The sequence below is a fragment of the Flavobacterium sp. CYK-55 genome, from assembly GCF_018413465.1.
Taxonomy (GTDB): Bacteria; Bacteroidota; Bacteroidia; order Flavobacteriales; family Flavobacteriaceae; genus Flavobacterium.
Genome location: NZ_JAHCDK010000001.1, coordinates 418,901 through 443,059, shown reverse-complemented (window position 1 = coordinate 443,059; position 24,159 = coordinate 418,901). Strand labels below are relative to the sequence as shown.

Here is a 24,159-nt window from a genome sequence, read left to right as displayed (position 1 = left end):
TACAAATATTGTTGATTGATATGCAATCAGGTAATCAATTACAAAAATAATAACACCCGTAAAACGAGTCTTACGGGTGATAAATATTATTATTTTTTAGCTTCTTCAATATAAGAAATAGCTTGACCAACTGTAGAGATGTTTTCTGCTTGGTCGTCTGGAATTTGAATGTCAAATTCTTTTTCGAATTCCATGATAAGCTCAACAGTGTCTAATGAGTCAGCTCCCAAATCGTTAGTGAAGCTTGCTTCTGTTACAACTTCGTTTTCGTCAACTCCTAATTTGTCTACGATAATCGCTTTAACTCGTGATGCAATGTCTGACATAATCTTTTAATTTTAGAATTTAAATTGTTGGCAAAAATAAAAAACTTTATTTTAAAACCATGATTTAGTTAATAAATGTGCAGAAGAATTGAAAAATAATTTTGAGCATAAGAATTATCTAGACGCAAATCTGACTAATTATTCTTTCATTTGTACTTGATTTCACTATATTGTTAAATGAAAAAAATTGTACTCTTTGCCTCAGGTTCGGGAACTAATGTCGAGAACATCATTCATTATTTCTCAACAAGTCAAAATGTTTGTGTTGAGGCAATTTTTACGAATAACCCAAATGCAGGCGTTATTGAAAAAGCTAGAAACGCATCAGTTCGCTGTGTCATTTTTACTAAAGAAGAACAGAATTCGGGAAAATTACTAATTCAAATTGATCAAATCAAACCCGATTTGATTGTGTTGGCGGGCTTTTTATGGATGTTTCCCAAAGATATTTTAACAAAATACATTACAGTTAACATTCATCCAGCTCTACTGCCCAAATACGGAGGAAAGGGAATGTACGGACATCATGTTCATCAGGCAGTTTTTGATAATCTCGAAAAATCCACCGGTATTACTATTCATTATGTCAACGAAAAATATGATGAAGGCGCCATTATTTTTCAAAAAGAAGTTTCTATTGTTGATTGTACATCGGTAGATGAAATTGCTCAAAAAGTGCATCAATTAGAATATGATTACTTCCCAAGTGTTATTGAAAGTATTTTAAAATCAGTTGTTTAATGCATTACGAAGTATTTATTTACACCGATGGCGCAGCCAAGGGAAACCCCGGAAATGGTGGTTATGGTGTGATTTTACAACAGGCAGGAACAACATACTACAAAGAATTCTACGAAGGCTTTAGGCATACAACCAACAACCGAATGGAATTACTTGCAGTCATTGTAGGACTTGAAAAGCTCAAGAACAAAGGAACCAAAGTCTTAGTCGTTTCTGATTCAAAATATGTAGTAGATTCGGTTGGAAAAAAATGGGTTTTTGGCTGGGAAAAGACGGGTTTTAAAGGTAAAAAAAATCCAGACTTGTGGATGCGTTTCTTAAAAGTGTACCGGCAGCATCATGTTGATTTCAAATGGATCAAAGGCCACAACAGCCATCCTCAGAATGAGCGCTGCGATCAATTGGCTGTCATGGCATCGCAACTGCCAAAATTATCTATTGATCATCAATATGAAAACGAAGATTCGGGCATGTTTTAAATTTGATTGCAACTCTAAAACTTTCGGCCTATCTTTGCGCCTTTAATCATAGTAAAGAAAGAATGAATAAATTACTTATTGTTGGAACCGTTGCGTTTGACGCTATTGAAACACCTTTCGGGAAGACAGACAAAATCTTAGGCGGAGCGGGTACTTATATTGGACTCTCAGCTTCTCATTTCAACTTAAAATCAGCAATTGTATCAGTAGTTGGAGACGATTTTCCACAAGAGTATATTGATTTGCTTACCGCTAGAAACATAGATGTTACTGGACTTGAAATTGTTCAAGGCGGAAAGACTTTTTTCTGGGCGGGAAAATACCACAACGATTTAAATTCACGGGATACACTTGTAACTGAGCTCAATACACTAGCCGATTTTCAACCTAAAGTTCCGGAGCATTTTAAAGATGCCGATGTGGTTATGTTGGGCAATTTGCATCCGCTGGTTCAAAGCAGCGTATTAGATCAGTTATCACACAAACCTAAATTGGTAGTGCTGGACACCATGAATTTTTGGATGGATTGCGCACTTGCTGAACTTTTGGACGTAATGAAACGCATCGATGTAATTACCATCAATGATGAAGAAGCACGTCAGTTGTCAGGTGAGTATTCACTTGTAAAAGCTGCAGCTAAAATTCACACCATGGGCCCTAAATATGTGGTGATTAAAAAAGGCGAACACGGAGCTTTGCTTTTTCACAACAAAGAAGTGTTTTTCGCACCGGCTTTACCGCTTGAAGAAGTTTTTGACCCGACAGGTGCAGGCGATACTTTTGCCGGAGGTTTTGCCGGATTCATTACCCAAAGCGAAAACGTATCATTTGACAATATGAAACAAGCCATTATTCAAGGCTCAAATTTAGCTTCGTTTTGTGTTGAAAAATTTGGAACTGAGCGCATGGTAAATCTTCAGCATGCCGAGGTCAAAGAGCGACTAAAACAATTCAAAGCCCTCACACAATTTGATATAGAATTATAAGATACAAGTGCCTCGAAATTTCGGGGCATTTTTTTTAACACAACACACACAACTCAATATTATGAGCGACGCTCTAAAACACGAATGCGGAATTGCTTTGCTTCGACTCAAGAAGCCATTGCAGTTTTATAAAGATAAATATGGTTCTGCGTTTTACGGAATTCAGAAAATGTATTTGCTCATGCAAAAGCAGCACAACCGAGGCCAAGACGGAGCTGGTTTGGCATCAATTAAATTAGATGTTTTACCGGGCCAGCGATACATCAGTCGAATTCGATCGAATGATCCGCAGCCCATTCAAGATATTTTTACCCAAATCAATCAGCGATTGAATGATGATTTACAATCAAATCCTGAAATTGGTCAAGATGTTGATTGGCAAAAGGAGAACCTTCCATACATAGGAGAATTGTTTTTAGGCCATGTTCGCTACGGAACTTTTGGTAAAAACAGCATTGAAAGTGTTCATCCGTTTTTACGCCAAAACAATTGGATGCACAGAAACCTGATTGTGGCGGGAAATTTCAATATGACCAATGCAACACAGTTGTTTAATAGTCTGGTTGAACTCGGTCAGCACCCGAAAGAGATGACCGACACGGTGACTGTGATGGAAAAAATTGGACATTTTCTGGATGATGAAGTTACCGAACTTTATCAAGAATGTAAAAGCAACGGATTGTCTAAGCGTGAGGCTTCATCTGTGATTGCAAGCAAATTAGACATTGCTAAAATTCTCAAACGAGCTTCACGAGGTTGGGATGGCGGTTATGCGATGGCCGGACTATTTGGGCACGGTGATGCTTTTGTGTTCAGAGATCCGGCAGGGATTCGTCCGGCTTATTTTTATGAAGATGATGAAATAGTGGTGGTAGCTTCAGAGCGACCTGTCATTCAAACTGTTTTTAATGTAGATTTTGATTCGGTTTGTGAACTCGAACCCGGTCATGCTATTATTATTAAGAAAAACGGACAAGTTACCCAAGAACAAATCATAGAACCTACCGAGAAAAAAGCGTGTTCGTTTGAGCGCATCTATTTTTCGCGCGGAAGTGATGCTGAGATTTATCAAGAACGAAAGATGTTAGGCCAGCTTTTGATTCAAGATGTTTTAAAAGCGGTTGATTACGATACTGAGAATGCCGTTTTTTCATACATTCCAAATACGGCAGAAACTTCATTTTTCGGAATGGTAGAGGCCGCAAACGATTATTTGAATCAGCACAAAAATCAATACATCCTAAACAACCGAAAAACTTTAACCAAAGAAAAGTTAGAGCAAATATTGTCGGTTAAAATTCGAACAGAAAAAATAGCGATTAAAGATGTTAAACTGCGCACTTTTATTACAGAAGATAGTAGTCGAGATGATTTAGTTGCCCATGTGTATGATGTTACTTATGGTGTAATCAAGCCAACAGACAATTTGGTTATTATAGATGATAGTATTGTACGCGGAACTACTTTAAAGAAAAGTATCCTGAAAATGATGGATCGACTCAAACCTAAGCGAATCGTAATTGTTTCATCAGCGCCACAAATTAGATATCCTGATTGTTATGGTATTGATATGGCCAAATTAGAGGGGTTGGTAGCATTTCAAGCGGCATTGGCACTATTACGCGAGCGAAATGCTTATTCGGTAGTTGATGAAATTTATCAAAAATGCAAGAAACAAGAGTTTCTAAAAGATTCTGAAATTAAAAATGAAGTAAAAGCCATTTACGATTCTTTTACCGACCAAGAAATTTCAGATAAGATTGCACAAATGTTGGTCTCGTCAGATATTAATGCTGAGGTAAAAGTAATCTTTCAAACCGTTGAACATTTACATAAAGCATGTCCGAAAAATGCTGGAGATTGGTACTTTACTGGAGATTATCCTACACCTGGAGGCAATCGAGTTGTCAACAAGGCATTTATCAATTTCTATGAAGGAAATGATGCCAGAGCCTACTAAAAATGAGCTCTTTAAGCATTTTATCGAGTTTTGCGGTATTTCGTCTAATTTATTTGTCGATAATACAAGTCTGCTATACTTTTGGAGAACCATAGCATTAGTAGGTTAAGTTTATGGTAGATTTGGGGCAAAAAGGGTGAAGAGTAATCTTCACCTTTTTTATTTTTATTCTGAGTTATCAACCATTTAAGGTTGGGCTATTCACTCGCATTTGCTTCTATTTCCAATATATTTGACGAATACGGCGATAGTTATTAACAATTTCTGTTAGCTTTACACTACCATAATTTAGTAGGTTTAAGCTTTATGGTAGATTTGGGGCAAAAAGGGTGAAGAGCAATCTTCACCTTTTTTATTTAAAATACACCGCAAATAAAAAGAGCCGGCTAAAAACCGACTCTTACATTAATAACTAGGAATTAAGATTACTTCTCTACAGCATACCTTCTAGAAACTTCTGTCCAATTAATAACATTAAAGAAAGCTTCAATGTAATCCGGTCGTCTGTTTTGATAGTTGAGGTAATAAGCGTGTTCCCAAACATCCATCCCTAAAATCGGAGTACCACCACAACCAACTTCAGGCATGAGTGGGTTGTCTTGATTAGCCGTACTACAGACTTCAAGTTTTCCACCTTTATGAACACAAAGCCACGCCCAACCTGATCCAAATTGGGTAGCTCCGGCCTTAGCGAAACGAGCTTTAAATTCGTCAAAGGTTCCAAAATCTCTTTCTATAGCGTGAAGTAAATCACCTGATGGTAATCCACCACCATTTGGTGACATAACCAACCAAAATAAATTGTGGTTATAGAAACCACCACCATTATTTCTGACAGCAGCATTTTTCTTATCTAAATTAATCAGGATGTTTTCAATGGTTTTTCCTTCCATATCTGTTCCTGTAATAGCTGCATTCAAATTGGTTGTATATGCGTTGTGGTGTTTGGTATGATGGATTTCCATAGTTCTGGCATCAATATGAGGCTCGAGTGCGTCATAGGCATAAGGTAATTTTGGTAATTCAAAAGCCATAATATTTGTGTTTTTAAAGTGGATAAATATTTTATTCAAATTTAAAAATTTAACTTTGGAAATAAAACAGCTCAATAAAATTAGCACTGATTTAACTCGTATTGTTTGAAATAATTGTGAGCTATTTGATATGAAACGCACTTCTTTTAAAATATATGACGCTTCAGCCGGCTCAGGAAAAACCTACAATCTTGTTCGAGAATATTTAAAAATTATTCTTGCATCTGACCGCAATGATGCTTATAGAAATATACTTGCTATAACCTTCACCAATAAGGCGGTTCATGAAATGAAAAACAGAATAGTTCAAAGCTTATCAGAATTTTCAAAAGAGCAACCGTCTTCTAAAATGCTGGATTTGCTAGAAAGCTTAGCAACGGATCTCAATATCGAACCACAAAGAATCAAACAAAAGGCTCGACAGATTATTAGGCACATCATTCACAATTATGCAGCATTTGATATTCTTACCATTGATAAGTTTACGCACAAAGTTATTAGAGCATTTGCTCATGATTTAGGGCTTCCCTCAACTTTCGAAGTTAGTTTAGATACTGATGAACTCATTGCTGAAGCAGTTGATTCTATTATTGCTAAGGCCGGAGAAGAAAACAATTTAACACGTTTATTGGTTGGTTTTGCTGTTGAAAAAACTGATGAAGACAAATCTTGGGATATCACGCGAGAGATTTTTGAAATCGGTAAACTCATTTATAGTGAAAACAACAGATCTGAAATTGAACAACTCGGTTCTATAAAAATGGAAGATTTTACTGCTATTAAATCAAAACTTCAAAAGTCTTGTCAAGAAATTGAACAAAAGACAGTTGAATTAGCAGGTCAAATTTTGGGTTTGTTGCAAAATCACGAGATTGACCTTAAATCATTTTCAAGAGGAACTTTTCCGAATCATATACAAAGTATCGTAGACCGAAAATACAATCCGAAAAATAAAAAATATCACAGTATTGATGAGGTTTCAATTAATAAAGATACTCCTTATAGAGAACGGATTAATCAAATCTTACCAGAGATTTTTTTGCTTTTACAAACCATATATGCGCAGTTTGAACAACGAGATTTTTATCAAGCTTTCTTAAAAAACATATCACCTCTTTCGCTCTTGCATACATTGAGCGATGAGCTTAAAAAAATTCAGCAAGAACAAAATTTATTGTCAATAGCAGAGTTTAACGCATTAATTCACAAGGAAATTCAAAATCAGCCAGCGCCATTTATATACGAAAGGTTAGGAGAGCGTTACCGACATTTTTTTATCGATGAATTTCAAGACACCTCTGAAATGCAGTGGAAAAATCTGATTCCACTTATTGACAATGCCTTGTCAAGTCAGTCCGATGCGGGTGAAAAAGGAAGCTTAATGATTGTTGGTGACCCAAAACAATCCATTTACAGATGGCGAGGGGGCAAGGCCGAGCAGTTTATCGCATTAAGCAAAATGGAGAATCCATTTAGCAATCCCGATAAAAAATTGGTTTGGTTAGACACCAATTACAGGAGCTATTCCGAAGTTATAGCTTTCAATAATTGTTTTTTTAACTTTTTGTCTTCAGAGTTTCAAGATCTGGATTATAAAGATTTGTATGAAAACAAAAGCGCCCAAAAAATTCACAGAAAAAAAGGAGGCTATGTCAATTTGAATTTTCTGGATGAGGATGTAACTATTCATGACAATGACGTTCAAGAAGGCGATAAGGATCTCGCTTATTGCAAACAAATCAGAAAAGCAATTCAAGACATAGAAGATCTGGGTTTTTTGTATAGTGATATAGCCATCCTTACTCGACGAAGAAGCCACGGGGTTGTAATTGCCAACTATCTTTCACAGCATCAGATTCCAATTATTTCTTCTGAAACGTTATTGATAGAAAATGCTGAAGAAGTTCAGTTTTTGGTTGCCGTTTTAGAATATCTTGACAATGAGCAAAACCTGGAAGCATTAGCTAAATGGTTACTCTTTTTGGCCAAAAGCAAAGTGATCGCCAATCAAGTTCATGACTTTGTTTCTGACGCAATGAACTTGCGAAAGGATTCAGAAATACAAAGGTTTTTGCTTAAATTTGACATATCAATTAAATTTGAAGAAATAAGAAAAATGCCTCTGTATGAAGCTGTCGAAGCTATAATTAATGTTTTTATTCCTACTGTGCAAAATCACGCATATGTGCAGTACTTTTTAGATATTGTTGTTGAGCGAGCTTATCATAAACAAGCAGGCATATCAGATTTCTTAGATCATTGGCGTCAAAACGCCTCGAAATATAGCATTCCGTCTCCTGAGGGGAACAATGCCGTGCGAATTATGACTATTCATAAATCAAAGGGGCTAGAGTTTCCGGTGGTTATTTTGCCATTTGCTGAAGAAAATTACAGCATTGCTCAGCGCGATAAATTGTGGATAGAGGCCGATGAGTCAAAAGTTGGATTGTCAAGAGTTTTGATTGATAACACTCAAGCCGTTAGTGGATTTGGAAATTCTGCACAGCAAGTTTATCATCAACGCAAGCAAGAAGAATTGTTAGATAACATCAACGTTTTGTATGTTGCCCTTACTAGAGCCGAGGAACAACTGTATGTTATTTCTCGGCACATGAAACCCAACAAAGAAGGGGCTTATCCAAACAATTTGGCTTCTTATTTTATTAGATTTTTAGAACAACAGCAACTTTATCAACCAACCAAATCAAAGTATGATTTTGGAGTTCCAATCCGACAATCAAATCCAAATAATAATCCCGGTGTTTTACACAAAATTGAGATAGCTCAAAAACGATTAAAACCATCTTCTGTAAAAATTGCCCGAAAGGAATCTGTTTTGTGGGGTACCCGTCTAAAAGAGGCAATCGCCTTTGGAAATGTTGTTCATGAAGTATTGTCTTTTGTCAATGGTAAAACAGATGTTGAATTAGCTTTACAAAATGCACTCAGTAACGGAACACTTAAACAAAACCAGCTGTCAATGGTAAGTGAAACAGTTCAGAGAATAGTTCATCATCCGGAATTGGCAGATTATTTTAATCTGAAAAATAAAGCTTTCAACGAGCAAGTATTGTTAGCTCCAGACAAAGAGGTTGTTAAGCCTGATAGAATAGTAGTTAATGAAAATGGAGAATATCTTATTTTAGATTACAAAACGGGGAAGAAAGAGTTAAAACACATTCGACAAATTGAAAACTATCAAGAAGTCATAGAATCTATGCAAGTTCGAGTTGTCAAAAAAGCTTTAGTGTATACTGGTGAACATATAGAAATAATACATTTGTAAAAAATAGTTTATGTACGGAAAAATTCAACAACATCTAAAACAAGAATTAGAGAATATCTCGAACAACGGATTGTTCAAAAAAGAACGCGTCATAACTTCAGCACAAGGTCCAGAAATTACTATTTCAACCGGTGAAAAAGTCTTGAATTTTTGCGCAAATAATTATTTGGGTCTGTCTTCACATCCAGAAGTTATTCGGGCAGCCAAAGATTATATGGACACACATGGTTTCGGTATGTCGTCAGTTCGTTTTATTTGTGGTACTCAAGACATTCACAAAAAACTAGAGCAAAAAATCGCACAGTTTTACCAAACTGAAGACACCATTTTATATGCTGCAGCTTTTGATGCCAACGGAGGTGTTTTTGAACCGTTACTCGATGAACAAGATGCAATTATTTCAGATAGTTTAAATCACGCATCTATTATTGACGGGGTTCGTTTGTGCAAAGCTAAGCGATATCGTTACCAAAATAATGATATGACCGATCTAGAGCAACAACTTAAAGCGGCTAATGAAGCAGGTGTTCGTTTTAAATTGATTGTTACAGATGGTGTTTTTTCTATGGATGGATTGGTCGCGCCGCTGGACAAAATATGTGATTTAGCCGAACAATATGATGCGATGGTAATGGTTGATGAATGCCATGCAGCCGGGTTCATTGGCGCTACAGGTAAAGGAACGCTTGAGGCCAAAAAAGTGATGGGGCGAGTAGACATCATTACCGGAACATTAGGAAAAGCACTAGGTGGTGCTATGGGAGGGTATACTACAGGTAAGAAGGAGATTATCGAAATGCTCAGACAGCGATCAAGGCCGTACTTGTTTTCAAATTCATTAGCACCTTCAATCGTAGGTGCATCGATAAAAGTTTTTGAATTGCTTGAAAAAGAAACTACACTTCGAGATCAGTTAGAGTCGAATACAAATTATTTTAAATCAGGAATGAAAACCGCCGGGTTTGATATTATAGACGGTGATTCAGCGATTGTTCCAGTCATGTTATATGATGCTAAACTCTCACAAACTATGGCTGATGAACTGCTTCAAGAAGGAATTTATGTTATCGGTTTTTTCTATCCTGTGGTTCCGCAAGGAAAAGCAAGAATAAGAGTACAATTGTCGGCAGCACACACAAAAGAGCATCTAGACAAAGCAATATCTGCTTTTTCCAAAGTCGGAAAAAAATTAGGTGTTATTTAGATTTGTGTTAAATGTTTTAAATTTGGCTTTACTGCTGATTTTGAGCGGCTTTTTTTTAACATTTCATTTTGTAGTTAAAAAATTACGTCTTACTTTTGCCGAACAAATTATTGAAATCTAACAAAACTTAAGTATGAAACATCTTAACAAATTATTTGTTGCTGTGGCCATGGTTATGGGGTTGAGCTCACAAGCACAAGACAGTAACAATCCATGGGCAATTTCCTTTGGTACTAATGCTGTAGACACTAGAGTGAGTGCTGCTTCAAAAGTTGAAGATCAATTCTCTCAGTATTTTAATGTAAGCGACAACTGGAATATTTTACCTTCAGTTTCTTACATCTCTGTATCAAGACACATCAACAAAGGTTTCACTTTTGGTGTGACTGGATCTGTTAACCGTATTAAAAATTGGGTTGAACCAAGAACAACAATTCCAGGAGATTACACAGTAATTAATCCGGGTGATTTAAGCTATTATGCCATCGATGGTAAAGTACAATACAGCTTAGGTAACTTGTTCGGATGGAAAGTTCTTGACCCAAGCGCACATGTTGGCGGAGGTTACTCATCAATGGGTAAAGCTAGTTTTGGTACCGCAAATGCTGGTTTAGGTTTGACTTTTTGGTTGAGCGAAATGTTTGGTGTTGAATTACAGTCAACTTACAAATATTCATTTGATCAAGATTCAAGAATTCCTGAAGCAAATGTACCATCACACATGCAGCATTTTGCGGGTCTTATCTTCAAGTTCGGAGGTAAAGACACAGATGGAGACGGCATTTATGACAAAGATGATGCTTGTCCAGATGTAGCTGGTTTGAAACAATACAAAGGTTGTCCTGATACTGATGGAGATGGAATTGTTGACGGAAGTGACTCATGTCCAGATGTTGCTGGTTTAGCAGAATTCCAAGGTTGCCCAGATGCAGATGCAGATGGAATTGCTGATAAAGACGATGCTTGTCCAGATGTAGCTGGTCCAAAAGCTTTAAATGGTTGTCCTGATGCTGATGGTGATGGTCTTGCTGATAAATCAGACAAATGCCCTCAAGTAAAAGGTCCAAAAGAAAACGGTGGTTGCCCTTGGCCTGATACAGATGGTGATGGAGTTCTTGACAAAGACGATAAATGCGTTGATGTAAAAGGAACTGTTGCCAACAATGGTTGCCCAGAAATTTCTGAAGAGCAAGTAAACAAATTGAATGCTTATGCAAAAACTATTTTGTTCAATTCTGGTAAATCAACTTTCCAACAACAAACTTACCCAGTGTTGCAATCAATTGCTGCAATCTTGAAAGAATATCCTTCTTCTAGCTTCAGCATTGAAGGACATACAGATAGTGATGGTAAAGATGCTGCTAACCAAAAATTGTCAGAAGAGAGAGCTGCTGCTGTTAAAAACTATTTGATTGAAAATGGTATTGCTGCTTCAAGATTAACTTCTGCTGGTTTTGGTGAGTCTAAACCAATTGACTCTAACAAAACTAAAGCTGGTAAAGCTAACAACCGTCGTGTTGAAGTGAAATTGGTAAAATAATTTCCTTATAAATAACCAAATAGAACGCCTCGAATTTTCGGGGCGTTTTTTTTATATTTATACAATGACATCAAAAACTTTCTTAGACAAAATAGCGCAGTTACTCATTGATAAATACAGCGCAAATCTTCCGCAAACAGTTGTTGTTTTGCCCAATAAGCGCGCTAAGATATTTTTGATACAATCATTAAAAAGCAAAGTTACTCAAACCATTATGTCTCCTGAAATTGTCAGTATTGAAGATTTCATTCAGGAGATTTCTGGTTTCAGAACGATTGACACTATTGAGCTTTTATTTGAGTTTTATCAGGTTTATCTTTCGGTCACGCCTGATGAGCCACAATCGTTTGAATTGTATTCAAATTGGGCCAAAACACTTTTACAAGATTTTAATGAAATTGATCGTTACTTACTTGATCCAGATAAAATTCTTCGTTATTTAGATGAAATCAAAACCATAGAGCATTGGTCGGTTAATGTTGAGCAAAGAACCGATTTAATCGAGAAATACCTTGTTTTCTGGAAATCGCTTCCGTTGTATTATCACGCATTACAAAAGCATTTAAAAGCCAAACAAATAGGATATCAAGGAATTATCTACAGACAAGCAGTTAATCAGATGCAGGCGCATTTTAATCATTGTGAGAAGAGGTTTCTTTTTGCGGGTTTTAATGCGCTTAATTTGGCTGAAGAGAAAATAGTTCAATATTTACTCCATGAGAAATTAGCTGAGATATATTGGGATATAGATGAAGTTTTTTTGAATGACCCAACGCATGAAACAGGATTGTTCATCCGAAAATTTAAGCAAAATTGGCCTTATTACAAATCAAACCCCATTCAATGGATTTCATCTGAATACAAAAACAAAAAGAATATCCAAATCATCGGAACAGCAAAAAGTATTGGACAAGCGCGTATCGTTGGTCAAATTATTGAACGCTTACAAAAGGAGCATCCTGAATTTAATCTGAACAAAACAGCAGTTGTTTTGGGTGATGAAACACTCTTAATTCCGCTCTTGTATTCGTTGCCAGCACAAGTTGATAAGCTTAATATAACCATGGGCTATTCGGCTGTAAATAATCCCGTGCAAATTCTGGTTAATAAATGGTTCAAAATGCACCTAAACGCATTGTCTCGATCGGAACATCACTGTGTTTTTTACTATAAAGATTTACTCGATGTTTTGACCCATCCTTTGGTTGAACCACACGCTCAATCACAAAGATTAATTCAGAAAATCAAGGCGCTTAATTATACTTTTATTACACACAAACGTTTAATAGAACTGCATCCCGATTCGAATGCTTTTTTTGACCAACTCTGTGATCCTTGGCAACAAAATCCGATAGATGTTATTGAACGCGTTTCTAATTTGCTTCAATGGATTAGAAACCAACTTTCTGACGAGCCCCAAGACCATATCACTAGAGCTTTTTTATACGCTATTTTTACAACAATTAATAAGCTCAATAATTATGTAGAAACCTATGGTCAGATACAAACGATTGATAGTTTGTTTGCCATGTATAAACAGATTATTGACTTGGCAGAGGTTTCTTTTGAAGGTGAACCCTTGACTGGATTACAGGTTATGGGAATTCTTGAGAGCCGAGTGCTTGATTTTGAAACAGTTATCATTACCTCAGTAAATGAAGGCAAGTTACCGGCCGGAAAATCACAACAATCGTTTATTCCGTATGATGTAAAAATGAGCTATGAATTGCCGACTTACAAAGAAAAAGACGCCATTTATACGTATCATTTTTACCATCTATTGCAGAGAGCTCAAAACGTTTTTTTGCTCTATAATACAGAAAGTGATGGATTTGATTCTGGCGAGAAGAGCCGTTTTATAACTCAATTAGAAATTGAAAAGCAGCCTTCGCATATACTTTCACACGATATTTACAGCGCTCCTATTCCTGAAAAAGTTCGTTCTCCATTGTCAGTTCCGAAATCGCCATCAATTATCGAGCGGCTCAAAGAAATGGCCTTAAACGGATTGTATCCTTCAGTGCTCAACAGTTACATCCGCAATCCGATGGATTTTTATTTTAGAAAAATTCTCCGCATCGGCGAGGTTGATGAAGTTGAAGAAAACATTGCGCTCAATACGCTCGGAACCATTATTCATGAAACGCTCCGTGTTTTGTATAGTTCATATATCGGTCAAAAAGTTGAGGTTACTTCGCTCAAAGAAAAGCTTGCGCTCATTGACTCGGAAGTACTCAATCAGTTCAAAGAAGTTTACAAAGAAGGAGAAATAAAAAAAGGTAGAAATTTATTGGCGTTTGAAGTAGCCAAACGAAACGTATACAACTTTATTCAGGCCGAAATCAAATTGCTTGAACAAGGTGATGAACTTGAAATTATTGCTTTGGAACAATCTTTTACCAGAGAATTTTCGCACCCGAAATTGCCCATTAGTATTACTTTTAGTGGCAATATTGATCGAGTTGAAAAACGCAACGGACGCACAAGGATTATTGATTACAAAACCGGAAAAGTTGATAAAAACCAATTGATTCTCTCCTATTGGGATGACCTGACAGAAAACATCAAAAACGATAAAATCATTCAAATTTTGCTTTATGCGTATGTGTTTTTGCCTCAAAGTGAAACACAAGAACTCGAGGCGGGAATCATCTCATTCAAAAACCTAAAAGCAGGTTTTATGCCTTTTGGTTTTAAAGTTGAAAAAGAAATGCAAACCATGGTCAACGATCATTTCCTAGCCGATTTTATGCAAGAAATAGTTGGCCTCTTACAAGAGATTTTCAACCCTGAGCTTCCGTTTGAAGAAAAACTATAGTTTGTGTTTTTTGAGAAATTGCACAAAAGCTTCGAGTGTTTCTGCTTTGTTTTCAAGATAACTCATGTGTCCGCCACTGAGTGTGATGAGTTCTGTATTGCTTTTTTCAATTTGGTCTAATTGATCATCATATAACAAAACAGTATCTTTTAATCCCAAAATCAACAACTTCGGATAGGGTGTAAAATGCAATAAAACCTCGCGATCATTTCTAATTTTCATGCCTTCTAAAGCCGCCACGATGCCTTGAAGCGGTGTTTTGAGTGCCTGTCCTTTGACTTGTTCAATTTCTGCAGATAAACGGGCGCGATTTTCTTCGCTAAATAAATTGGCTATTGATAAGCGAACAAAAGCCGTATAATCTTTTTTGACGGCGGCAATAGCTCGGTCGCGGTTTGTTTTTCGCTCATCGCTATCGGCCAGTGAAGTTGAGTTGAGCAAAACAATTCCTTTGACCATTTCAGGATACAATTCAGCGAAGGCCAAAGCAACATATCCACCCATAGAATGCCCAATGAGCGAGGCTTTTCGAATGCGTAAATGCGAAAGAACATCCTGCACCATATCGGCCTGATCTTCCATAGAATGCACGTAGCCCAAACAAGCGGTTTGGCCGTGACCGAGTAAATCGATGGTGATGATGCGGTGTTTTTTGGACAACTCCAGGCTTAATTCTTGCCACATAAGTTGATTTTCCAGAAAGCCATGAATTAAAACCAGTGCGGTTCCTTTGCCGGAATCTGTATAAGCAATGTCAATATTTTTATAGCGATGCGTGAGCACAGTTTGATTCATTTAGGCGCAAAAATATTACTTTATTGAATGATTTGAATTTTTTTTCAACTCAGCATCCATGTATGTTCCAATGAGTTTCTCACCGCTGTTTTCGCTTTTCGAAAGATAATCAGCAATTCTATTTTGCTCTGCGGTAGTTTTGTTTTGGCTGATTTTCTTTTTGGCTTGAAGGTCCGTTACTTTAATTTCAAAAGCGACAATTCCTTTGGCTAAACGCGTTTTATATTCTTCAGGCAATCGATTCCATTGGGCTACATAAGCTTCTTCGTAGTGATGAACCGTTTGATTGAGCAGGTTCATCACTTGCGAAGTTTCTTGTATGATATGTGCGTGACCATACATGTGTACAGCCAAATAATTCCAAGTGGGCACATTGAGTTCTTTGTTGTATAAAGACGGAGAAATATAGGCGTGCGGCTCTGAAAAAATCACCAGACAAGTTTGCTCGGCAAAAGTTTTCCATTGCTCATTTTCAAGCGCTAAATGCGAAATAAGGATGAGTTCATCTGCTCGTTCTTCAATCAAAAAAGGCAAATGCGTTGCGATGGGTTTCTGATCTAAAACCGTAATCAGAGTTGCAAAGCTAAACCTGCGCAAAAATTCGAGAATCTCTGCGCGGTCTTGCATTTGGTTGCCTTGCGGAATATACATTTGATGCGTTTAAGCGTTCATTAAATTTTCAATCTCGTCGGCTTCAATCGGAATGTTGGCCATTAAATTCAAAGGCTCGCCTTTTTCTTGAACCACAACATTGTCTTCGAGACGAATGCCAAATCCTTCAGCCGGCAAATAAATTCCCGGTTCAACGGTAAAGACCATGTTGGCTTTCATCGGTTCGTGCAACAAGCCGTAATCATGCGTGTCCAAACCTAAATGATGCGAAGTTCCGTGCATGAAATACTTTTTATAGGCCGGCCAATCAGGGTTTTCATTTTGTACATCGGCCTTGTCTAACAAACCTAAACCGAGTAATTCTGAAGTCATGAGTTTGCCAACCTCGATATGATATTGTTTCCAAAGTGTGCCGGGAACAAGCATTTTGGTTGCTTCGTTTTTGACGCGTAAAACCGCATTATATACGTCTTTTTGTCGTTGGGTATATCGACCCGAAACCGGAATCGTACGCGACAAATCACTTGAATAATTGGCATATTCTGCTGCCACATCCAATAAAATCAAATCACCTGCCTGACATATTTGATTGTTTTCAATGTAATGCAAAACGTTGGCATTGTTTCCGGAGGCTATAATGGGTGTATACGCAAATCCTTTTGAGCGATTGCGGATGAATTCATGAATAAGTTCGGCTTCGATTTCATATTCGGCTACGCCCGGTTTTACAAAAGGCAACAATCTGCGAAGACCTTTTTCGGTAATGTTGCACGCGTGTTGAATCAGCGCAATTTCTTCGGTTTCTTTTACCGAGCGCAAACGCTGCAAAATCGGGTTGCTTTTGGCCACTTGATGCGCCGGATATTTGGCTTTCCACCATTTCACAAAACGATCTTCACGCGTTTCGGTCTCAACCGCTGCGCGATAATGTTCGTTGGTGTTGATGTACATCGTATCGGCATAAGTCATCATTTCATTGAGTATTTTATGAAAATCGGTGAGCCAATAAACGGTCTTGATACCTGAGACTTCAAAAGCGTGTTCTTTGGTGAGTTTTTCGCCTTCCCAAATAGCAATATGCTCGTTGGTTTCGCGCAAAAACAACATTTCGCGTTGATGTTCATACGGCGCATCCGGAAACAAAAGCAAAACGCTTTCTTCTTGGTCAACGCCCGATAAATAAAAAATATCGCGATGTTGGGCAAAAGGCAAAGTGCTGTCGGCCGAAATAGGATAAATATCGTTTGAGTTAAAAACCGCTACGCTGTTGGGCTTCATTTGCGCAGTAAATTTTGCGCGGTTCTTTATAAAAAGGTTACGGTCAATTTGATGGTATTTCATGATTTCTGTAATTTGAAGGATAATAAGTTTTTCAAAAGTACAGAAAGAATTCAAAGCGCTATCGGCCAAATGGCGTTATTTTATTTGGCTGCGAATTCGGCTCATGTGACGCGATGAAATACCCAAAAATGAAGACAAATAATGAAGCGGAACTTGCTGAATCAAGTTGGGTTCATTGGCTAAAAGTTTTTGATAACGTTCTTCAGGGCTCAGCGTAAGCAAATCAATGCGATAATCATCGATGAGAAAAATTTGTCGTTCGATGAGTTGGTGGTAAAATGCTTTAAAAACAGTATTTTCTTGATTTAACCGATTAAAGTTTTCTAAATCAAGAACCCTGAGTTTGCAATCAAAAATGGCTTTGATGCTTTTGCGTGAAGGCATTCCTGTCAAGAAACTTTTTAATGATGAAGTAACCGAATTTTTCAAGGCGAGATAAGTTGTTTTTTCATCGCCCTCAACCCAGACGGAATGTTGCAAAATACCACTTTCAAGGTAGCAAAAATAAGGACAAATCTCATTTTGGCGAACTAAAAAATCATTTTTTTTGAGCTCTAAATATCCAAATGAATTTTCAACATCCAGCAGAATTTCAGACTGAGTTGATGTCCCTGCCAAAGCACTCAGATATTTTAAAAAATCAGTTTCCAAAAGGTTTTTATTTTATTAAAAGTAGTTGTGGGGCAAAGTTAGCCAAAATGAGACATCTTTAAATTTGTTTTAAACGATTGATTTATAGCATTGAAATTCTGATTTTTTTCATTTTCTGACGAATGTTCAATCTATTTTTATAATCATTATAAATTACTTAAAAAGTCTTGCTGTTAATGCCAAATACGTGTATTTTTGTTTGATTTTTAAAACATTTTATTCAAATCTTATGGCAAAATCTGCATTTCTAAAGTCTTCCCTTGCTAAAAAGTATTGGATGGCACTGACAGGTTTATTTTTATGCTTGTTTTTAAGTGGCCACTTAGCAGGGAATCTTCAGCTGCTGGTTCCGAACAATGCGCTTAACTTCAACAAATACGCTTTGTTCATGACTTCAAATCCGGCAGTCAAAATTTTATCTTACCTTACTTATTTATCGATTATTTTCCACGCTATTGATGGCATTATGTTGACCATTCAAAACAAGGCAGCGCGCCCTGTAGGATATGCCAAAAGCAATGCATCAGCCAACAGTGCTTGGGCCTCGAGAAACATGGCGGTTTTGGGAACCATTATTTTGGTGTTCATTGTAACACACATGGTGAACTTTTGGGCTAAAATGCACTTTGACAAAAACATGCCCTTGCAAACCATTACCATCAATGCACAAGGTCAGTCTCAAGAATTTTACATAACAACTGACGGTGGTTATTTGCCTAAAATGCAAGTGGATAATAAAATGATTATTATTAAAGACAGAACCGATTTTTATGACGCTGGTGCTAACGTTAAAGTGAAAGAAGGATATAAAGATTTGTACAAAATCACAATAGCTTTCTTCAAAGATGCTAAATACGGATTGATTTTTACGCTGCTTTATGTGCTGTCTATGTTGGTGTTGTCATTTCACTTGTTACACGGATTCAGCAGCGCTTTTCAAAGTTTAGGGCTCAATCACGCCAAATACACACCCACCATCAAAGCCTTCGGGAAAGGTTTTGCTATTGTGGTTCCGCTCTTGTTTGCCATTATCCCGATATACATTCATTTCTTTTTAAAAGCTTAATCCCATGGCATTAGATTCAAAAATTCCTCAGGGTCCTATTGCTGACAAATGGACTAATCATAAAAATCATCTCAAATTAGTTGCGCCCAATAACCGTCCGAAAATTGACATTATTGTGGTGGGAACCGGATTAGCAGGCGCTTCAGCCGCTGCATCATTTGGCGAGATGGGCTATAATGTAAAAGCATTTTGTTTTCAAGATTCACCAAGACGTGCGCACTCTATTGCGGCTCAAGGCGGAATCAATGCAGCAAAAAACTACCAAAACGACGGCGATAGTACTTATCGTTTGTTTTATGATACGATTAAAGGCGGTGATTACCGTGCCCGTGAAGCCAACGTTCATCGTTTGGCCGAAGTGTCCGGAAACATCATTGACCAATGCGTGGCGCAAGGCGTTCCGTTTGCTCGTGACTACGGTGGATTACTTGACAACCGTTCTTTTGGAGGAACACAAGTACAACGTACGTTTTATGCCGCTGGACAAACCGGACAACAATTGTTGCTGGGCGCTTATTCGGCTTTGTCAAGACAAATCGGATTGGGCCGTGTACAAATGTTCAATCGCCATGAAATGCTTGATTTGGTGAAAGTTGACGGAAAAGCCCGTGGAATTATTGCCAGAAACTTAGTGACCGGTGAAATCGAGCGTCATTCAGCGCATGCTGTAATTATTGCCAGCGGCGGATACGGAAACGTTTATTTCCTTTCTACCAATGCGATGGGCAGCAACGTTACAGCTGGTTGGAAAGTGCACAAACAAGGCGCTTTATTCGCGAATCCTTGTTATGTGCAAATTCACCCGACTTGTATTCCGGTACACGGAACCAATCAATCTAAATTGACTTTGATGTCAGAATCTTTGCGTAACTCAGGTCGTATTTGGGTTCCGAAGAAAAAAGAAGATGCCGAGGCGATTCGTGCCGGTAAATTAAAACCCACACAGATTGCTGAAGAAGATCGCGATTATTACTTAGAAAGAAGATACCCCGCTTTTGGAAACTTGGTGCCGCGTGACGTGGCTTCAAGAGCTGCTAAAGAGCGTTGTGATGCCGGTTTCGGAATTGAGGCCAACGACACCAATGAAGGTGTCTATCTCGATTTCTCTACCGAAATTCAAAACAAAGGAAAACAAGCCGCTTATGCGCAAGGAAATCACAATCCTTCACCGGAAGAAATCACGCGTTTAGGAAAAGCTTGGTTAGAAGAGAAATACGGAAATCTCTTTACCATGTATCAAAAAATCACCGATGAAAACCCGTACGAAACCCCGATGAAAATTTATCCGGCGGTACATTACACCATGGGCGGTGTTTGGGTTGATTACAACTTACAATCAACTATTCCGGGTTGTTTTGTGGCAGGTGAAGCTAATTTCTCAGATCACGGAGCCAACCGTCTAGGAGCCTCAGCTTTGATGCAAGGTTTGGCAGATGGCTATTTTGTTTTGCCTTACACGGTTTCAGATTACTTGGCAGATGATATCCGTACGGGTAAAATCCCAACCAATTCTCCTGAATTTGACGAGGCAGAAAAACGCGTTAAAGATACAATCGATCAATTCTTGAACAACAACGGAAGCAAATCTGTTGATTATTTCCACAAAAAATTAGGTTTGATTATGTGGAATAAAGTAGGTATGGGCCGCAACGAACAAGGCTTAACCGAAGCGATTGCAGAAATTGCCGCTCTTAAAGAAGAATTCTACAAAGAGGTATATGTTCCTGGAAAAGCCGAAGAGCTGAATCCTGAGCTTGAAAAAGCATTGCGTGTTGCTGACTTTATTGAGTTGGGCCAACTGATGGCGATGGACGGATTACAACGCAAAGAATCTTGTGGCGGACACTTCCGTGAAGAATATCAAGATTCAGAAGGCGAGACTTTACGTGATGATGAAAACTTCAAATTTGTAGGCGCTTGGGAATACAAAGGCGACGACATTAGCAAAGAAGTGCTTCACAAAGAAGAATTGAAATATGAGTTTATCAAAATTGCCGCTAGAAACTACAAATAATCAGAATTATGTCTTCAGCTAAAAATATCAATATAACCCTAAAAATTTGGCGTCAAAAAGATTCCAAAGCCAAGGGAAACATGGAAACTTATCAATTGGCCAATGTATCAACGGCCAGTTCGTTTCTTGAAATGCTAGATCAGCTCAACGAACAATTAATCAACGAACGCAAAGAGCCGGTTGCTTTTGACCACGATTGTCGCGAAGGAATTTGCGGTATGTGTTCTTTGTATATCAATGGTCGTGCGCACGGACCAGACACAGGTATTACAACTTGTCAGCTGCACATGCGTATGTTTAACGACGGCGATACTATTTATGTTGAACCTTGGAGAAGTAAAGCGTTTCCTGTGATTAAAGACTTGGTAGTAGATCGTAGTTCTTTTGACAGAATTCAGCAAGCCGGAGGTTTTGTTTCGGTAAATACTTCAGGCAGAACCATGGATGCCAACGCAATTCCGGTTGCAAAACCAGATGCAGACAAAGCTTTTGAAGCGGCTGCTTGTATTGGTTGCGGTGCTTGTGTAGCTACCTGTAAAAATGGTTCGGCTATGTTGTTTGTAGGCGCAAAAGTATCTCAATATGCATTGCTTCCGCAAGGAAAAGTTGAGGCAACCCAACGTGTACTTAATATGGTGCGTCAGATGGACGAAGAAGGATTCGGAAACTGTACCAACACCGGGGCATGCGAAATCGAATGCCCGAAAGGAATTTCACTCGAGAACATTGCGCGCATGAACCGTGAATATTTAAAAGCCAGTTTGTCATAACGACCTATTTTAAATAACATCAAATCCCGACTTTTTAGTTGGGATTTTTTATTTTTATCTCTATGAAAGTAGCCTTAGTTCAAACTTCGTTGGTTTGGGAAAACCCAGCCGTCAATCGACAATTACTTCAAGAGAAAATCAACAATATTGACGATTCAGTTGATTTGATTGTTTTGTCAGAGATGTTTACGACCGGTTTTACGATGAATCCTCAAGGAATTGCTGAAAATTTTCCGGGTGAAACGCTTTTGTGGATGCAACGCTTATCGGCTGAAAAAAAGACGGCCATCACCGGCAGTATTGCAGTGCAAGAAAACGGTAATTTCTACAATCGTTTGTTGTTTGTCAAACCAGACGGAAGTTGGCAGAGCTATGATAAGAAGCATCTGTTTTCATTGGCCGGCGAAGACAAAGTTTATAGAGCCGGAAATAAAAAGCTGATTGTTGATTATAAAGGCTTTAGAATTTGCTTGCTCATTTGTTATGATTTGCGTTTTCCGGTTTATTCTCGGAATAATGAAGATTACGACGTTTTGATTTATGTAGCCAATTGGCCCGAAGTTAGAACATCGGCTTGGGATGCTTTATTAGCAGCTAGAGCGATTGAAAACCAATCATACGTAGTTGCGGTCAACCGAGTCGGAGAAGACGGTAATCAGCACAAGTATATTGGTCATTCACAAGTAATCGATGCTTTGGGGAATCATTTGCTTGAACCTCAAGAATTAGAAGATGTGTACACTGTTGATTTGAATCTTCTACAACTTCAAGAAATTCGTCAAAAATTCAGATTTTTAGCCGACAGAGATCGGTTTACTTTTTTAGAATAAAACTCTGCTGTACATCCCAATTGGCTCTAATATCAATGTTTTTAGGGAAATAAATCACTTCTTCAGGTTGCTTTTTTTGCAGATAATTTCCGGTATCCCACACACCATTTTTATTCTCGTCATAAATAATCCGAAGCGTGTACAATTCAGGTTTGATCAAGTCAAAATTAATAGTTCCTGCTTTATCAACGATTTTAGATTGTTGAACAACTCCATTTTTATCGGTTAACTCAACAATGACGGGATATTGTTTTACATTTTCTAAATCTAATCTGAGATTGCCGTAATCTGATATGTTTTTGGTCTCAAATTCATACAGCAACGGTTTTTTGTTGCTGTGTTCAAAGAAATCCAATAAGGCTCCCGAAGCTATTTTTAGGTTGTATTTGGTAAGTGGTTCTTTTTTGAATTCTAATTGTAAATTAAGATTCAACTCATCGTAAATAATTTTAAACGGAACCAAATTAGTCGTGTCTTTTGTGGTGATTTTAATCATTCGCTCGTCTATTTTTGCCAAAGGAAGATTGCAGATGAGCGATATGTTTTCATTTAAACCTAAAAACTTAGCTTGAACCGGACTAATTTTTAGAGAATCGGTTTTTTGACTTCTGATTTTAAAGGTGAAATTCTGATGATAAGTTCCGATTTTTAGGGCAATTTCCAGAGAATCTACCTCAGATTTTTGAAGCTTTATTGGCTTAAACCAGAGTATTAATGAATCTTTGCCGACAATTTTACTGACTTTGTGTGGGTAAATCTCTTTGTTCTTTTTGAGTTCTATTTGAACTTCTTTTGGGGAACCTTCATAAGCTAAAACCGCCGAAGCTCCTGAATTTTGAACTGGTTTGTAGGCTTTAAATGGAGCAACCTCTTTAAAAAGGCGCAAATCAAAAGTTTCCTGAGTTGGCAGGTCAATAGGCATGTTTAAAAAACCTATTTTATCAGATTTTGGATCAAAACGGTGGTTTTTATTTTCATCTTTGAGGCCAATCAACCTATATTTTCCGGCTTTGATATTCTCAATTTTAAAAACGCCAGAAGTATCTGCTGCATTTGTAATATATCTCGGATTTTGTTTGTAAACCAATGAATCTTGGTATTTTTCATCAACTTCATAAAGCATGATGCTCAAATCTTTGTCTTTTTGTTTCAAAAGAGCATCGCTCACAGAGCCCAAAACCTGTAAAGAATCAATAAAGGCGCCTGTTGAAAAAACATACTTAAAGTCTTTATAAGCGTTGCCTTCATTGAAGTCTTGAATGCTTTGACCAAAATTCAGATTGTAAGTAGTATTAGGCTGTAAATCTTCTAAAAATTCAACAGAAACTGTTTTGCTGGCATTGAGTGGAAGAATTCGCGGTGCTTTTTCAAGTGGTGGCGAAATAATAAGTTGTTTGTTGATGTCTTTGAGTTTTACATATTCGTCAAAGCTCAATTTGATGATTTTATCCTTAAAATGAGTGGTATAATTTTTAGGCAAACTCACCTTCAAAACCGGAGCTATCGTGTCTTTGTCTCCACCGGTAATAGTTCCGCGTTTGGCGCAATTGGTTAACATCAGGCCAACAATCATCAACAATAAAAGAAAACTCTTTTTCACAAACGTTTTTTTACACTTGCAAAATAACGATTAAAATCTTGTTTCTGAAAATATTTCGCTATCCCGTGTTGGTTAATTTTCGGCTGTTTGATGAGAATTGCAATTT

The 24,159-nt window shown here is 37.6% G+C and carries 19 protein-coding genes; 12 read left to right on the top strand and 7 right to left on the bottom strand.

The window, feature by feature from the left end; all coding sequences use genetic code 11:
* Positions 1-89 precede the first annotated feature (89 nt).
* Positions 90-326 (bottom strand): acyl carrier protein, encoded by a 237-nt coding sequence (locus tag KIH23_RS01960; protein ID WP_019037482.1) that lies wholly within the window; start codon positions 324-326, stop codon positions 90-92.
* Between the two features lie 177 nt (positions 327-503).
* Here KIH23_RS01960 and KIH23_RS01955 point away from each other — a divergent pair, with 177 nt between their 5' ends.
* From KIH23_RS01955 to KIH23_RS01940, 4 genes are all read left to right on the top strand, one after another.
* Positions 504-1,067 carry a phosphoribosylglycinamide formyltransferase gene (locus KIH23_RS01955; protein WP_213210966.1) on the top strand — a complete coding sequence of 188 codons (564 nt, stop codon included), beginning with the start codon at positions 504-506 and terminating at the stop codon, positions 1,065-1,067.
* Entirely contained in the window at positions 1,067-1,546 is a 480-nt protein-coding gene (rnhA, locus tag KIH23_RS01950) for a ribonuclease HI (RefSeq protein ID WP_213210965.1), read from the top strand. The genes KIH23_RS01955 and rnhA overlap by 1 nt, the downstream gene beginning before the upstream one ends.
* Positions 1,547-1,608: 62 nt before the next feature.
* The gene (locus tag KIH23_RS01945) at positions 1,609-2,532 is read left to right on the top strand and encodes a PfkB family carbohydrate kinase (protein ID WP_213210964.1); all 924 of its coding nucleotides are present in this window, start codon (positions 1,609-1,611) and stop codon (positions 2,530-2,532) included.
* A 61-nt stretch (positions 2,533-2,593) separates the two neighbouring features.
* Positions 2,594-4,492 (top strand): amidophosphoribosyltransferase, encoded by a 1,899-nt coding sequence (locus KIH23_RS01940; protein ID WP_213210963.1) that lies wholly within the window; start codon positions 2,594-2,596, stop codon positions 4,490-4,492.
* Positions 4,493-4,917: 425 nt separating this feature from the next.
* On the opposite strand, the gene KIH23_RS01935 is transcribed toward KIH23_RS01940, so the two are convergent.
* Positions 4,918-5,526 carry a superoxide dismutase gene (locus tag KIH23_RS01935; protein WP_213210962.1) on the bottom strand — a complete coding sequence of 203 codons (609 nt, stop codon included), beginning with the start codon at positions 5,524-5,526 and terminating at the stop codon, positions 4,918-4,920.
* Positions 5,527-5,656: 130 nt separating this feature from the next.
* Between KIH23_RS01935 and KIH23_RS01930 the strand changes: the two genes are divergently transcribed.
* The 4 genes from KIH23_RS01930 to KIH23_RS01915 all read left to right on the top strand — a co-directional run bounded on the left by KIH23_RS01930 (position 5,657) and on the right by KIH23_RS01915 (position 14,374).
* Entirely contained in the window at positions 5,657-8,812 is a 3,156-nt protein-coding gene (locus KIH23_RS01930; protein ID WP_213210961.1) for a UvrD-helicase domain-containing protein, read from the top strand.
* 10 nt (positions 8,813-8,822) lie between these two features.
* Positions 8,823-10,016, top strand: a complete 1,194-nt coding sequence (gene kbl, locus KIH23_RS01925; RefSeq protein WP_213210960.1) for a glycine C-acetyltransferase — start codon at positions 8,823-8,825, stop codon at positions 10,014-10,016.
* A gap of 133 nt (positions 10,017-10,149) precedes the next feature.
* Entirely contained in the window at positions 10,150-11,556 is a 1,407-nt protein-coding gene (locus tag KIH23_RS01920) for an OmpA family protein (protein ID WP_213210959.1), read from the top strand.
* A gap of 64 nt (positions 11,557-11,620) precedes the next feature.
* The gene (locus KIH23_RS01915; RefSeq protein ID WP_213210958.1) at positions 11,621-14,374 is read left to right on the top strand and encodes a PD-(D/E)XK nuclease family protein; all 2,754 of its coding nucleotides are present in this window, start codon (positions 11,621-11,623) and stop codon (positions 14,372-14,374) included.
* On the opposite strand, the gene KIH23_RS01910 is transcribed toward KIH23_RS01915, so the two are convergent.
* From KIH23_RS01910 to KIH23_RS01895, 4 genes are all read right to left on the bottom strand, one after another.
* Positions 14,369-15,169, bottom strand: coding sequence for an alpha/beta fold hydrolase (locus KIH23_RS01910; RefSeq protein ID WP_213210957.1), 801 nt, complete (start codon positions 15,167-15,169; stop codon positions 14,369-14,371). The genes KIH23_RS01915 and KIH23_RS01910 overlap by 6 nt on opposite strands.
* A 15-nt stretch (positions 15,170-15,184) precedes the next feature.
* On the bottom strand, positions 15,185-15,820 hold the full coding sequence (locus tag KIH23_RS01905) for an FMN-binding negative transcriptional regulator (RefSeq protein ID WP_213210956.1): 636 nt from the start codon (positions 15,818-15,820) through the stop codon (positions 15,185-15,187).
* Between the two features lie 9 nt (positions 15,821-15,829).
* Entirely contained in the window at positions 15,830-17,122 is a 1,293-nt protein-coding gene (locus KIH23_RS01900) for an aminopeptidase P family protein (RefSeq protein ID WP_213210955.1), read from the bottom strand.
* Between the two features lie 75 nt (positions 17,123-17,197).
* On the bottom strand, positions 17,198-17,773 hold the full coding sequence (locus KIH23_RS01895; RefSeq protein WP_213210954.1) for a Crp/Fnr family transcriptional regulator: 576 nt from the start codon (positions 17,771-17,773) through the stop codon (positions 17,198-17,200).
* Positions 17,774-18,002: 229 nt separating this feature from the next.
* On the opposite strand from KIH23_RS01895, the gene KIH23_RS01890 reads away from it, so the two are divergent.
* The 4 genes from KIH23_RS01890 to KIH23_RS01875 all read left to right on the top strand — a co-directional run bounded on the left by KIH23_RS01890 (position 18,003) and on the right by KIH23_RS01875 (position 22,453).
* Complete coding sequence (locus KIH23_RS01890) at positions 18,003-18,839, top strand: succinate dehydrogenase cytochrome b subunit (RefSeq protein WP_213210953.1); 837 nt, start codon at positions 18,003-18,005, stop codon at positions 18,837-18,839.
* 4 nt (positions 18,840-18,843) lie between these two features.
* A complete protein-coding gene (locus KIH23_RS01885; RefSeq protein ID WP_213210952.1) occupies positions 18,844-20,853 on the top strand; it encodes a fumarate reductase/succinate dehydrogenase flavoprotein subunit in 2,010 nt (669 codons plus the stop codon).
* 8 nt (positions 20,854-20,861) lie between these two features.
* Positions 20,862-21,623: a succinate dehydrogenase/fumarate reductase iron-sulfur subunit gene (locus KIH23_RS01880; protein ID WP_213210951.1), complete on the top strand. Its 762-nt coding sequence runs from the start codon at positions 20,862-20,864 to the stop codon at positions 21,621-21,623.
* A gap of 62 nt (positions 21,624-21,685) precedes the next feature.
* On the top strand, positions 21,686-22,453 hold the full coding sequence (locus KIH23_RS01875; protein WP_213210950.1) for an amidohydrolase: 768 nt from the start codon (positions 21,686-21,688) through the stop codon (positions 22,451-22,453).
* Here KIH23_RS01875 and KIH23_RS01870 read toward each other — a convergent pair.
* A complete protein-coding gene (locus tag KIH23_RS01870) occupies positions 22,437-24,053 on the bottom strand; it encodes an Ig-like domain-containing protein (RefSeq protein ID WP_317197016.1) in 1,617 nt (538 codons plus the stop codon). The two genes, KIH23_RS01875 and KIH23_RS01870, sit on opposite strands and share 17 nt — an antisense overlap.
* Positions 24,054-24,159: the final 106 nt, after the last annotated feature.

Excerpts from the sequence above, each read along its gene's own strand:
- KIH23_RS01960 (WP_019037482.1), bottom strand. The coding sequence starts at position 326 with ATGTCAGACATTGCATCACGAGTTAAAGCGATTATCGTAGACAAATTA.
- KIH23_RS01955 (WP_213210966.1), top strand. The coding sequence starts at position 504 with ATGAAAAAAATTGTACTCTTTGCCTCAGGTTCGGGAACTAATGTCGAG.
- rnhA (WP_213210965.1), top strand. The coding sequence starts at position 1,067 with ATGCATTACGAAGTATTTATTTACACCGATGGCGCAGCCAAGGGAAAC.
- KIH23_RS01945 (WP_213210964.1), top strand. The coding sequence starts at position 1,609 with ATGAATAAATTACTTATTGTTGGAACCGTTGCGTTTGACGCTATTGAA.
- KIH23_RS01940 (WP_213210963.1), top strand. The coding sequence starts at position 2,594 with ATGAGCGACGCTCTAAAACACGAATGCGGAATTGCTTTGCTTCGACTC.
- KIH23_RS01935 (WP_213210962.1), bottom strand. The coding sequence starts at position 5,526 with ATGGCTTTTGAATTACCAAAATTACCTTATGCCTATGACGCACTCGAG.
- KIH23_RS01930 (WP_213210961.1), top strand. The coding sequence starts at position 5,657 with ATGAAACGCACTTCTTTTAAAATATATGACGCTTCAGCCGGCTCAGGA.
- kbl (WP_213210960.1), top strand. The coding sequence starts at position 8,823 with ATGTACGGAAAAATTCAACAACATCTAAAACAAGAATTAGAGAATATC.
- KIH23_RS01920 (WP_213210959.1), top strand. The coding sequence starts at position 10,150 with ATGAAACATCTTAACAAATTATTTGTTGCTGTGGCCATGGTTATGGGG.
- KIH23_RS01915 (WP_213210958.1), top strand. The coding sequence starts at position 11,621 with ATGACATCAAAAACTTTCTTAGACAAAATAGCGCAGTTACTCATTGAT.
- KIH23_RS01910 (WP_213210957.1), bottom strand. The coding sequence starts at position 15,169 with ATGAATCAAACTGTGCTCACGCATCGCTATAAAAATATTGACATTGCT.
- KIH23_RS01905 (WP_213210956.1), bottom strand. The coding sequence starts at position 15,820 with ATGTATATTCCGCAAGGCAACCAAATGCAAGACCGCGCAGAGATTCTC.
- KIH23_RS01900 (WP_213210955.1), bottom strand. The coding sequence starts at position 17,122 with ATGAAATACCATCAAATTGACCGTAACCTTTTTATAAAGAACCGCGCA.
- KIH23_RS01890 (WP_213210953.1), top strand. The coding sequence starts at position 18,003 with ATGGCAAAATCTGCATTTCTAAAGTCTTCCCTTGCTAAAAAGTATTGG.
- KIH23_RS01885 (WP_213210952.1), top strand. The coding sequence starts at position 18,844 with ATGGCATTAGATTCAAAAATTCCTCAGGGTCCTATTGCTGACAAATGG.
- KIH23_RS01880 (WP_213210951.1), top strand. The coding sequence starts at position 20,862 with ATGTCTTCAGCTAAAAATATCAATATAACCCTAAAAATTTGGCGTCAA.
- KIH23_RS01875 (WP_213210950.1), top strand. The coding sequence starts at position 21,686 with ATGAAAGTAGCCTTAGTTCAAACTTCGTTGGTTTGGGAAAACCCAGCC.